This window comes from Leisingera aquaemixtae, from assembly GCF_006740765.1.
In the GTDB taxonomy this organism is placed as follows: domain Bacteria; phylum Pseudomonadota; class Alphaproteobacteria; order Rhodobacterales; family Rhodobacteraceae; genus Leisingera; species Leisingera aquaemixtae.
This window is the reverse complement of sequence record NZ_CP041159.1, coordinates 2210342-2222176: the sequence shown is the minus strand read 5'-3', so window position 1 is coordinate 2222176 and position 11835 is coordinate 2210342. Positions and strand designations below refer to the sequence as shown.

The following is an 11835-nucleotide window of genomic DNA, read 5'->3' as shown; positions in this document are numbered from 1 at the left end:
CCCCGGGCGGCAGCAAACTCCTATCAATATCGATAGGTTGGCGCCGCGCCGGGATTTTGGCACCCTGCTCCGGCGGCCCGGCCATCGGCTGAGGTGCCGCCTCTGGCAGGCGCAAGTGTAACGAGTAACGGCGGCCCCTGGCGTTCAGGGGCATCAGGTGCGCCGGGGGGCAGTGCCGGCCGTAGCTGGCAGCACCTGCCAGAGGCCTCTTCCCAGGCGGGCGCGCAACCCGTGTCTGGAATAAAGGGGGGGAGGACATGACATCCGTTAAGCAAAGCCTCAGACTGGCCGTGGCGGCCTGCGTTCTGGCTTCCATGCCCGCAGCACCGGCTCTGGCCGGCGGCAAGCCCAAGGGCGCCAAGGCAACCCCGCCCGAGGTGATCCTTCAGCTTTATGCGGGCAAGACCTCGAACTGGAACAGCGGCGGCCATGCCTATTGGGCGCCGGACGGCCAGTTCCAGGGGATCAACAAAACCAAGGACGCCGTTGGCGTCGGCAAATGGTATGTGACGCGCAAGGGCAAACTCTGCCACGAAGCCAACTGGCACAAGGCCGAAGGCGGTGCGGTCAAGGCCTATCCGCACAAAAGCTGCTGGCAGTTCGTCACCGCTCCGGACGGCACCGTGTGGGAGCGTTACCTGAACGAGGACGGCGACTGGTACCGGCACAAGCAAAGCAAGCAGGTCAGCGGCAACAGCCAGCAGCGCCTGTTCCGCAAGATCAGCCGGGATCTGGGGCTGTAGCCCGGCCGCCCTGCCGCAAGGCCGGCGCCTGCGCCGCAGCACCACCGGCCCGGTAACAGAAAAAGGCGCCCCGCGGGGCGCCTTTTGCGTGTCACAGACCTGAGGCGGATCAGACTTTCAGGTTCGGAATGATCTGCTTTTTGCGGGACATGATGCCCGGCAGCACCACGGTGTCGCCTGCGGCCTCGGCGCCAAAAGATTTGGCGGCCACGGTTTTCACCAGGTCGTTGGGCACCAGCAGGGTGGCTTCTTCGTTCAGGATGTCGACCACGAACAGCAGCACCTGGTCGACGCCGTCCTCGGCTGCGACGGCGGTCATGGTGTCCATCAGCGACGCCTTGCGGTCCAGCACCACGGCCGGCGCGGTGGTTTCCAGAACCGAGACGCGGAACTTGGTGCCGTCGACCTCATACTCCTTGGAGTCCATGCGCAGCAGCTCGGCATCGGAGAAGGAGGAGACGTCGGATTTCGCGGCAAACATCTCGGCCGCGTAATCGGAGATGTTGATGCCCAGGTCGGCGGCCAGCTTCTCGGCCACGGCCTTGTCATGCGCGGTCGTGGTCGGCGAGCGGAATTCCAGGGTGTCGGACAGGATGCAGGTCAGCGCCGCGCCCTTGATGGCTTCCGGCATCTTGGCGGCATCGTCGCCCATCAGGTCGTGCATGATGGTGGCGGTGCAGGCCAGCGGGCGGATGGTGATGTCGATCGGACCCTTGGTTTCCAGGCCGCCGACCAGCTTGTGGTGGTCGATGATTGCCTGCACATCGGCGCCGTTGATGTTGGCGGGCAGCTCTGCCGGGTTGTTGGTGTCGACGATCACGACAGCCGCATCATCGGCCACGTCCGCGATGATTTCCGGCTTCTCCAGGCCCCAGCGCTGCAGCATAAAGGCCGCTTCGGTGTTCGGCTCGCCCAGCAGCTTGGGCGCGGCGGCGGCGCCCTTCACCTCGTTCAGGTACCAGGCCCAGACGATCGGGGAGCCGGTGGAATCGGTGTCGGGGGATTTATGGCCGAAAACTTGAATGGTCATGTGACTGTCCTGTTCACTCATGAGTCCAAAAAGGGGAGATTTGCGCGCCTTATAGGGGCGGCGCGCAGCCTTGTCACCCCGCAGCTGCTGCAATGCGGCGATGTGCTCAGAACGGGGCGCGCTCCAGGCTGTAGCCCTGCTGCTGCAGCAGGTTCAGCACGCCGTTCTCCCCCGGCAGATGCAGCGCCCCGGCGGCCACCACGAGGGTGCCGGCCTCGGCGGCTTCGATCACCGGAATCCAGGCCCGGTTGCGCTGGTCCAGCAGCTGCTGCATTGCCTCCGCCCACATCTCTTCGCGCTCCGCCCGGGTCAGGGCGCCGTTTTCCAGAAACGCCTGCTCGCTCAGCAGCAGCGCGTGCAGCACCTGCTGGTCGAAATAGGCCTCCGACATGGTGAAGAAATCGTCCTGGCCGCCGCCCAGCAGCGCGGTATAGGCGCGCAGCTGGCGGACTTGCTCCTCCAGCGGATCGCCGTCCAGCATCCGGATCACGCTCATCGGATCCTCCAGCGAGCGGATCGGCACGCCGGCCTCTTCCGCCGCGGCGGCCAGGCGCAGGTCGAGGCCGTTCTTCACGTCCGGCTGGCGCAGCACGCAGGGCGGCACCGCCATCGACAGCGCAAGGAACCAGGGCCGCATCTTGGCAGCCATCCAGGGCGCAATCCCGTGCGCGCGGGCCTTGGCGGCCAGGCTCTCCCATTCCTGCCGGGGCAGGCGGTCGATCAGCGTCGGCCCTTCGGTGATCAGCATCAGCGACGGGGTGCGGCCCAGTTTCCGTTCGAACGCGGCCTTCTCGGCGGGGCTGGCCTCCATCAGCAGCAGGCCGGCCTCGCGGACCACCGGGGCCAGCTTGGCAGTGATCGCCTCCATCCGCGGGTCATTGATGTGCATGGTGCCGATCACATGCACGGTGCGGGTGCCGCGGCGGGCGATCCAGTGGTTGCCTTCGGCAAAGGGGGCGGCTGCGGCCCGGGCCTGCAGGCGGGCCAGATCGCCGGCCGCAAGGGTGGTGCGCAGGTCGGTGCCGGTGCAGCCCGCCCACAGCGCGGCGGGCAGCAGCAGAAAAAGGAGGGTGAAGAAAAGCCGCATGACAGACAGGTCCTGAAACTGGGGAGGAAAACCGCGATGCGCCGGGTCTACCACGCGGCGCGGGTGAGGCTGAACCCCTTGCGGTGCAGCAGGTTCAGCACCCCGTTTTTGCCGGGCAGATGCGCCGCGCCGACCGCAACCACGATCCGCTCGTGGCGGGCGGCCTCGATCACCTTCATCCAGCGCCTGTTGCGCTGGTCCAGCAGGCGGTCATTGTACTGGCGCCACAGACGCGCGGTCTCGGCCCCGGAAAAGCTGCTGTACTGGGCGCTGATCCACGGGGCCAGCACGAAGGCGGACCAGACGCTCTGGTCGAAATAGGCCTCCACCGGGGTGGCATCCTCGGGCTTGGAGGAGCGCACCAGTTCCAGCTCCAGCTCCAGCATCCGCGCCTGGTCGCGCAGCGGCAGGCCGGCAATCGCCGTCAGCGCCTGCGCCGGGGTTTCCAGCCCGCCCACCGGGATCCGCTTGCGGCGCGCGAAATCGGCGATCCGGTCGTCCAGCCCGCGCTTCAGGCCAAAGCCGTAGGGGCGGCAGCCGCTTTGCACCAGGAACATCGACACCGCCCAGGGCTGCATCCGGTTCATGGTGTCCAGATTGGCGCCGGAGACCCGCGCGGTCAGTTCAAAATGGCGCCAGGCTTCCTTGCCCAGCAGGTGCCGCAGCTCTTGCCCTTGCGGCAGCAGAAAGCTGCTGGCCAGACTCGCGGGCATGGTTTCCGGCGTCTCCACTCCGGGCTGCAGCGTTTCCAGGTAGATCGCCTGCGCCGAGGCCAGCGCCGGGCGCAGGTTGCGCATCACCCGGGCCATGCGGGAATCGCCGCCGTGCATGGTGCCGATCACATGGATGGTGCGGCTGCCCTTGGTGGCGATCCAGTGGTTGCCGCGGGAAAACGGGGTGGCGGCCATCTCGCGCTCCAGCCGCGCTTCGGTGGCGGGCGGCAGGTGGTCGCGGTAGTCGATGCCGCGGCAGGCGGCCAGGCCGGCAGAGGCCTGCAGGACCAGGGCCAAGGCAAGTGCAATGGGTTTCATCAAGCGCCCTTTCCCCGGGGGTCCGGAACTGTGGCCTGAGTGTATGACCCTAGGACGGGGCAGGGGGGGCGGCAATGCAAAACCTGCCGCCTGGGCCGTAAAACCGCGCGGCGGATTGCCTTCGGCGGCGCTTGCTGCCAGTCATGGCGGCATGGAACGCGAGGATCAGCTATATGCGCCGGTGAAGGCGCTGCTGGAGGCCCAGGGCTACGCTGTGAAGGGCGAGGTGGGGGCTGCCGATGTGGTGGCTGTCCGCGGCGCGGAGCCGCCGGTGATTGTCGAGCTGAAGCTGAAATTCTCCTTGTCGCTGTTCCACCAGGCGGTGGCCCGGCTGGCGGTCACCGATCACGTCTATATCGCGGTGCCGCGGCCCGGGGGGCGGCAGGCGCGGCGGATGCTGAAGGACAATCTGGCGATGTGCCGGCGGCTGGGGCTGGGGCTGATTACCGTGCTGGCAGACGGCCGGGCCGAGGTGCATTGCGACCCCGGACCGTACAGCCCGCGCAAATCGAAGAAGAAACAGACGCGGCTGCTGCGCGAGTTTCAGGCGCTGCGCGGCGACCCGAACGCAGGCGGCGCCACCCGGCACGGCATCGTCACCGCCTACCGCCAGGACGCGCTGGCCTGCGCCGCGCATCTGGCCGGCGCAGGCGCCTGCAAGGGAGCGGAAGTCGCCAAGGCCACCGGCGTGGCCCGCGCCACCCGGCTGATGGCCAGCAACCATTACGGCTGGTTCGAGCGGGTGGAGACCGGGATCTACCAGCTGACCGAGGCGGGCCGCGCAGGCCTGGTGCATTGGGCGGAAAGCTGGGAAACCTAGGCCGGGCCGGGCAGCAGCGGTAACGGCCGCCTGATTTCCGGCGCAAAATCATTGCCTTGCGGAGGCTCCGCACGATGCCCGCAGCGCTGCGCAATTTCCTGCGATTTTTCTTGCCGGAAGATGTTGACTCGGCCCGGCCCGATGCCTAGCTTCCCCGTCGTTAGCACTCACCCCGAGTGAGTGATAACGGCCCCGCCGGGGAGGCGGAGGTCCAACAGATAACAACCTTTGAGCCTTTTTAAGGAGCTGCAAAGATGGCATTGAAACCGCTTCATGACCGCGTGCTGGTGCGCCGCACCGAAAGCGAAGAAAAAACCGCGGGCGGCCTGATCATCCCCGATTCCGCCAAGGAAAAGCCGAGCGAAGGCGTTGTGGTTGCTTGCGGCGCAGGCGCCCGCAAGGACAGCGGCGAGCTGATCGAGATGGCCGTCAAATCCGGCGACCGCATCATGTTCGGCAAGTGGTCCGGCACTGAGATCACCGTCGACGGCGAAGAGCTGCTGATGATGAAGGAAAGCGACATCATGGGCATCATCGAGTAAGCCCGCGGGCCTGCTCTGATCCCATCCCTCGCTGACAATTACAGATTACTCTAGGAGAGTGAAAAATGGCTGCTAAGGACGTCAAATTCGACACCGATGCCCGCAACCGCATGCTGAAGGGCGTCAACATTCTGGCCGATGCCGTGAAAGTGACCCTGGGCCCGAAAGGCCGCAACGTGGTTCTGGACAAATCCTTCGGCGCACCGCGCATCACCAAGGACGGTGTCTCGGTTGCCAAGGAAATCGAACTGGAAGACAAGTTCGAGAACATGGGCGCCCAGATGGTGAAGGAAGTTGCTTCCCGCACCAACGACGAAGCCGGTGACGGCACCACCACCGCAACCGTTCTGGCCCAGGCGATCGTCAAAGAAGGCCTGAAGCAGGTTGCTGCCGGCCTGAACCCGATGGACCTGAAGCGCGGCATCGACCTGGCAACCGCCAAAGTCGTGCAGGGCATCAAGGACATGGCCCGCGAAGTGAAAGACTCCGACGAGGTTGCGCAGGTTGGCACCATCTCCGCCAACGGCGAAGCTGAAATCGGCCGCCAGATCGCGGACGCGATGCAGAAGGTTGGCAACGAAGGCGTCATCACCGTCGAAGAGAACAAGGGCATGGAAACCGAGACCGACGTGGTCGAGGGCATGCAGTTCGACCGCGGCTACCTGTCGCCCTATTTCGTCACCAACCCGGACAAGATGATCGCGGATCTGGAAGACTGCATGATCCTGCTGCACGAGAAGAAACTGTCTTCGCTGCAGCCGATGGTGCCGCTGCTGGAGCAGGTGATCCAGTCGCAGAAGCCGCTGCTGATCATTGCTGAGGACGTCGAAGGCGAAGCGCTGGCAACCCTGGTTGTCAACAAGCTGCGCGGCGGCCTGAAAATCGCAGCCGTCAAGGCACCGGGCTTCGGCGACCGCCGCAAGGCCATGCTGCAGGACATCGCGATCCTGACCGGCGGCCAGGTGATCTCCGAAGATCTGGGCATGAAGCTCGAGTCCGTCACCATGGACATGCTGGGCACCGCCAAGAAAATCTCCATCACCAAAGACGAGACCACCATCGTCGACGGCGCTGGCGAGAAGGCCGAGATCGAAGCCCGTGTGGCCCAGATCCGCACCCAGATCGAGGAAACCACCTCTGACTACGACCGCGAGAAGCTGCAGGAACGCGTTGCCAAACTGGCAGGCGGTGTGGCCGTGATCCGCGTCGGCGGCATGACCGAAGTCGAAGTGAAAGAGCGCAAGGACCGTGTGGACGATGCGCTGAACGCGACCCGCGCAGCCGTGCAGGAAGGCGTGATCGTCGGCGGCGGTGTTGCCCTGGTGCAGGCCGGCAAGGGCCTGGACGGCCTGGAAGGCGCCAACGCTGACCAGAACGCAGGCATCAACATCGTCCGCAAGGCCATCGAAGCGCCGCTGCGCCAGATCGCCGAAAACGCAGGCGTCGACGGTGCCGTGGTTGCCGGCAAGGTCCGCGAGTCCTCCGACAGCGCATTCGGCTACAACGCGCAGACCGGTGAATATGGCGACATGTTCTCCTTCGGCGTGATCGACCCGGCCAAAGTGACCCGGACCGCACTGGAAGACGCGGCCTCGGTTGCAGGCCTGCTGATCACCACCGAAGCCATGATTGCCGACAAGCCCGCCAAAGAAGGCGCGGCAGGCGGCGGCATGCCCGACATGGGCGGCATGGGCGGCATGGGCGGCATGATGTAATCACAAATCCCTTCGGGATTTGGGATGCGGCGACAGGCGATTGGCCGGGAAGGCCAATCTGCCGGAAGCCCACCGCTGACGACTGCAAGACTTGGGGCTGCCTTCGGGCGGCCCCTTTTCGTTTTGAGAGGTATTGAAGGCCTGCGGTGCGGGCCTGCCTCCGGCGGGAGTATTTGGGCAAAGGTGAAAGGGGGGGGGCACGTTTTCTCTCCCCTCTTTTCGTTTATGAAACAACGGCCTAAAGTCACCGTCATGGTCAAAGCAGTTTTCATTCAGTCTTCGCATTCAGGTTATGACGACCAGCCTGGCAAAGCGTACCATTTCCCTAAAAAGCACTACCTGAGCCGGGTTGAGCAAACTGTCGGCGACTGGGTTGTCTTCTATGAGGGCCGGCGCGGCGGCGGTAAAGGCTACCATTCTGTCCAGCGTGTGCTTCAGGTGCAGGATGACCCGAAGGATCCTGCAATGGCTTATGCGCTGCTGGACACAGGCAGTGAGCTGTCCTTCGAGAATTTTGTTCCCCGATGGGTGGAAGGGCAGGGGCCGTATGAAACCGGGCTGCCCAGGTCGCGCGGCAGCAACACCAGCGCGGTCCGGCTGATCTCCGATGCTGATTTTGCGCGGATTATTACCGCCGGTCTGGCGGCACGCGAAGAGCCGAATGCCATCCCTCGAACCGGAGATTTCACCGCAGAGCCCGGGTTTGCCGAGGCGCAGGCCCCCTTTGAACCGCAGGATCAGCCACGCGAAATGCTGCTGTCCCAGCGGGCCTTCCGGGACCGCAGTTTTGCGAGGCAGGTCAAACATGCCTATGGCGGCCGCTGTTCGATGTCGGGGCTGGAGTTGCGTAATGGCGGAGGGCGGCCGGAGGTGGAGGCCGCACATATCGTGCCGGTTTCGGAACGCGGTCCGGATACGGTGCGCAATGGGCTGGCCCTGTCGGGAACCGTGCATTGGATGTTCGACCGGGGGCTGCTGTCGATCAGCGATGATAACGAGGTGCTTGTTGCGAAAAAGGCGGTGGATGAGGCGACGCTTAATCGTTTGCTGCTGCCGGACCGGCGACTGATCGAGCCGGTGAACCCGGCTTTCAAACCTCACAGATCATACCTCCGCTGGCATCGGGAAAATGTCTTCAAGGGCTAAAGCCCTTGGGCGGCGGCAGATGTCCAATTGAGGGATCGGCGGCTGACACGAAAATATCAGTGGCCCCGCACGCTCCGGCGCGCTACCCCTTGAAAATGCGCCTGTTTCTTCTTGTCTCCCTCACCATGGCGGCCTTTGCCGCGAACTCCATCCTCAGCCGGCTGGCGATCGGGGGCGGGCATATGGATGCGGGCAGCTTTGGTCTTTTGCGGCTGGCCTCCGGTGCGGCGATGCTGGTGGTGCTGTGCCAGGCGCAGGGGCTGGCGGTGCGCCAGGGCCTGCGGGCGAGCCTGGGGGGCGGGGCGGCGCTGACGCTTTATATCGCGGGGTTTTCGCTGGCCTATCAGCAGCTCGACGCAGGCCTTGGCGCGCTGGTGTTGTTCGGGGTGGTGCAGGTCACGATGTTCCTGTGGGGGGCGGTACGGGGCAATCCGGTCAGCGCGGGCCAGCTGGCGGGCGCGGTGCTGGCGTTTCTGGGGCTGGCCTATGTGGTCTGGCCCGACGGCTCCGGCGCAACGCCCTTGGGCGCGTCGCTGCTGATGGCGGCGGCGGGTCTGGGCTGGGGGATCTACAGCATTCTGGGGCGGGGGGCGGCGCAGCCGCTGGCGGCGACGGCGGTGAATTTCCTGTGGTCGGCGGCGATGTTCCTGCCAATTGCCTTATGGCTGGGCGGCAGCTCGGTCAGCCTCTATGGCGCGGGGCTGGCGGTGCTGTCGGGGGCGGTGACCTCCGGCATGGGCTATGCGCTGTGGTACCGGCTGCTGCCGCAGATCCTGCCCGCGGTGGCCGCCACCGTGCAGCTGAGCGTGCCGGTGATTGCGATCCTGGCGGGGGCCGTGCTGCTGGGCGAGACCGTGACCCTGCGGCTGCTGTTTGGCAGTGCGGCGGTGCTGGGCGGCATTGCGCTGGTGGTGCTGCGGGCGCCGGGGCGCAAGGCGCAGCCGGCCAAACGGGCCGCCGGCTGACCGCGGGGTCTTCCCTGTGCCGCCGCTTGCGCTTATCTGGGCGCCATGCGTTATTTTGCAAAACCCTTCCTTGCCGCCGCTGCGGCGCTGCTGCCGCTGCCCGCGGCGGCCGATTGCGTGATCCTGCTGCATGGATTGGCGCGCACCGAGACCTCATTTGCGGTGATGGAGGAGGTTTTGCAGTCGCGCGGCTACAGCGTGGTGCGGCCGGGCTATGCCTCCACTGAGGCGGCCATTCAGGTGCTGGCGGAGGAGACCCTGCCAGCGGCCTTTGCCGCCTGCGGCGCGGAGACCACCCATGTGGTCAGCCACTCGATGGGGGGCATCCTGCTGCGCTACTGGCTGCAGGGCAATCACCCCGGCAATCTGGGCCGTGTGGTGATGATGGGGCCGCCCAACCAGGGCAGCGAGCTGGTGGATGAGCTGGGCGACTGGGAGGTGTTCGGCCTGCTGAACGGGCCTGCCGGGCTGCAGCTGGGGACCGGGACGGGCAGCCTGCCCAGGCGTCTGCCGCCGGTGAATTTCGAGCTGGGTGTGATTGCGGGCAATGAGACGCTGAACCCGCTGTTCTCCTCGCTGATCCCGGGGGAGGATGACGGCAAAGTCTCGGTCGACAGCACCAAGGTGGCAGGCATGGCGGCGCATCTGACGCTGCCGGTCACCCACACCTACATGATGAACAACCCGCAGGTGATGGCGCAGGCGCTGCATTTCCTGGAAGAGGGGCGGTTTGAGCCCGGCCTGGGCTGGCTGGCGGCGGTGGAAGAGATCATCACCGAGGCCTGCCAGCTGAATGGCGGCTGTGAAGAGGCAGAGGAATGACGTTGGAACTGACCTTGCAGAGCGGCGATGTGCTGCGCCCCGGCGGGCTGGAGCGCGGCGGCGAGATCGCCCTGGCGGAGGGGCAGGTGGCGGATGCGCCCGCCGGACGCCGTGTGGACCTGTCGGGCTATCTGGTGCTGCCGGGAATTGTGGACGTGCATGGCGACGGGTTTGAACGCCACCTGGCGCCGCGCCGGGGCGCGATGAAGCAGATGGCCGAGGGCGTTGTGGCCGCCGAGGCGGAACTGGCGGCCAACGGCATCACCACTGCGGTGCTGGCGCAGTTCTATTCCTGGGAGGGCGGCCTGCGCAGCCCGGAGTTTGCCGCGCAGGTGTTTGAGGCCATCAAGGCGGTGCGCCACTCCGTCGTGACCGATCTGCTGCCGCAGCTGCGGTTTGAGATCCACATGCTGGAGGATTACGCCGGGCTGGCCGCCAAGGTGGCGGACTGGCAGGTGCCTTATGTGGTGTTCAACGACCACCTGCCGCACGACCGGCTGGCGGCGGGCAAGAAGCCGCCGCGGCTGACCGGGCAGGCGCTGAAGGCGGGGCGCAATCCGGAGGTGCACTGGCAGATGCTGAAAGACATGCACGCGCGCCGGGAGGAGGTGGCAGGCCGGCTGGATGCGCTCTGTGCGGAGCTGGCGGCGCTGGAGGTGCGGCTCGGCAGCCATGACGACCAGACCGCAGAGGGCCGCGCCGTCTGGCGCGCGCGCGGCGCGCGGATTTCCGAGTTTCCCGAGACACTTGAGGCCGCAGAAGCGGCGCGCGCCGCGGACGATCCGGTGATCCTCGGCTCCCCCAATGTGGTGCGCGGCGGCTCGCACAAGGGCAATGCCTCTGCCGTCGAACTGATCGCCATGGGGCTGTGCGATGCGCTGGCCTCCGACTATCACTACCCCAGCCCGCGGCGCGCAGCCCTGATGCTGGAACGGTCCGGCCTCTTGGATCTGGAGGGCGCCTGGCGGCTGGTCTCACACGGGCCTGCGCAGCTGCTGGGGCTTAACGATCGCGGCACGCTGGAGGCCGGCAAGCGCGCCGATATTCTGGTGCTGGACAAGGCCACCCAGCGGGTCGCGGCGACAATTGCCGGCGGGCGGGTCAGCTATATGGCCGGGGAGGTGGCGGGCCGGTTCCTGGCCTGAGGGGGAAGCGCCGCGCATCAGGCCGGATGGCCCTCTTTGCGCGTGAAACCGGCGGAGCCGCTTTCACCGGGACGCCTTGCTGCCGCGGTGCGGCGCGGCTAGGCTGCGGCGAAAGAGGTTTTTATGCAACGGTTGATCACATGACCCGAAAATACGGCCGCACTTTTCATCTGCCGCAATCGCCCGGTGCCACCAGTGATGACAAAATCCTGCAGGATACCTCTGCGCTTCTGGCAGAGGCAGAGGTGGTCATTACCGAAAAAATGGATGGTGAAAACACCACTATTTACCCCGGCGGCTGCCACCCGCGCAGCCCCGATGCCCGCTACCACCCGTCCCGCGACTGGATTAAGGCTTTTGCTGCAGGCATTTCTCCGGCGTTGACGAATGGCGAGCGGATTGTCGGTGAGTACCTCTTTGCCCGCCATGCCATCGCTTACCCTGCGCTGCCCAGCTATTTTCTGGGATTCGCCTGGATCGTGGATGGCGTGATCCAGCCTTGGGAGGAAACGCTGGCCCGGTTTGGTGAGCTGGGGATTGTCAGCGTTCCGGTGCTGTACCGGGGACCGCCCTCGGAATCTGTATTACAAGCGACCATTTCCGCGCTGGATTTGGCGGCACAGGAAGGTTTCGTGATCCGCACTGCCAGAGAATTTGCCGAGGCGGAAATGCAGACGCTGCTGGCCAAGTACGTCCGCGCGGATCATGTGCAGACAGAGGTGCATTGGATGAATGCGGAGATTGTAAAAAACGGCCTCATCTGAGGCCGCTTTCCGCTTCAATGCGCTG

Annotated in this window: 12 protein-coding genes; 9 read left to right on the top strand and 3 right to left on the bottom strand. The window is 65.7% G+C overall.

Going from position 1 to position 11835, the window contains the following annotated elements:
* Nucleotides 1-257: 257 nt before the first annotated feature.
* Nucleotides 258-743 carry a DUF995 domain-containing protein gene (locus tag R2C4_RS12570; RefSeq protein WP_244940725.1) on the top strand — a complete coding sequence of 162 codons (486 nt, stop codon included), beginning with the start codon at nucleotides 258-260 and terminating at the stop codon, nucleotides 741-743.
* A gap of 109 nt (nucleotides 744-852) precedes the next feature.
* Here R2C4_RS12570 and R2C4_RS12565 read toward each other — a convergent pair whose 3' ends face one another.
* The 3 genes from R2C4_RS12565 to R2C4_RS12555 form a co-directional block, all read right to left on the bottom strand.
* Nucleotides 853-1773 carry a manganese-dependent inorganic pyrophosphatase gene (locus R2C4_RS12565; protein WP_141890890.1) on the bottom strand — a complete coding sequence of 307 codons (921 nt, stop codon included), beginning with the start codon at nucleotides 1771-1773 and terminating at the stop codon, nucleotides 853-855.
* Nucleotides 1774-1879: 106 nt separating this feature from the next.
* On the bottom strand, nucleotides 1880-2860 hold the full coding sequence (locus tag R2C4_RS12560; RefSeq protein WP_141890889.1) for a TraB/GumN family protein: 981 nt from the start codon (nucleotides 2858-2860) through the stop codon (nucleotides 1880-1882).
* 47 nt (nucleotides 2861-2907) lie between these two features.
* Complete coding sequence (locus R2C4_RS12555; RefSeq protein WP_058286017.1) at nucleotides 2908-3891, bottom strand: TraB/GumN family protein; 984 nt, start codon at nucleotides 3889-3891, stop codon at nucleotides 2908-2910.
* 151 nt (nucleotides 3892-4042) lie between these two features.
* Between R2C4_RS12555 and R2C4_RS12550 the strand changes: the two genes are divergently transcribed.
* The 8 genes from R2C4_RS12550 to R2C4_RS12515 all read left to right on the top strand — a co-directional run bounded on the left by R2C4_RS12550 (nucleotide 4043) and on the right by R2C4_RS12515 (nucleotide 11810).
* Entirely contained in the window at nucleotides 4043-4711 is a 669-nt protein-coding gene (locus tag R2C4_RS12550) for a DUF2161 domain-containing phosphodiesterase (RefSeq protein WP_141890888.1), read from the top strand.
* Between the two features lie 254 nt (nucleotides 4712-4965).
* Nucleotides 4966-5253, top strand: a complete 288-nt coding sequence (locus tag R2C4_RS12545; RefSeq protein ID WP_008554234.1) for a co-chaperone GroES — start codon at nucleotides 4966-4968, stop codon at nucleotides 5251-5253.
* Nucleotides 5254-5318: 65 nt separating this feature from the next.
* Nucleotides 5319-6968 (top strand): chaperonin GroEL, encoded by a 1650-nt coding sequence (groL, locus tag R2C4_RS12540; RefSeq protein WP_058286015.1) that lies wholly within the window; start codon nucleotides 5319-5321, stop codon nucleotides 6966-6968.
* Between the two features lie 252 nt (nucleotides 6969-7220).
* A complete protein-coding gene (locus tag R2C4_RS12535; protein WP_141890887.1) occupies nucleotides 7221-8114 on the top strand; it encodes an HNH endonuclease in 894 nt (297 codons plus the stop codon).
* A 95-nt stretch (nucleotides 8115-8209) separates the two neighbouring features.
* Entirely contained in the window at nucleotides 8210-9079 is an 870-nt protein-coding gene (locus R2C4_RS12530; RefSeq protein ID WP_141890886.1) for a DMT family transporter, read from the top strand.
* A gap of 45 nt (nucleotides 9080-9124) precedes the next feature.
* Nucleotides 9125-9901, top strand: coding sequence for a lipase family protein (locus R2C4_RS12525; RefSeq protein WP_141890885.1), 777 nt, complete (start codon nucleotides 9125-9127; stop codon nucleotides 9899-9901).
* Entirely contained in the window at nucleotides 9898-11046 is a 1149-nt protein-coding gene (locus R2C4_RS12520) for an alpha-D-ribose 1-methylphosphonate 5-triphosphate diphosphatase (protein WP_141890884.1), read from the top strand. Before R2C4_RS12525 ends, R2C4_RS12520 begins: the two co-directional genes overlap by 4 nt.
* 26 nt (nucleotides 11047-11072) lie before the next feature.
* On the top strand, nucleotides 11073-11810 hold the full coding sequence (locus tag R2C4_RS12515; protein WP_338034701.1) for an RNA ligase family protein: 738 nt from the start codon (nucleotides 11073-11075) through the stop codon (nucleotides 11808-11810).
* The last annotated feature ends 25 nt before the right edge of the window (nucleotides 11811-11835 follow it).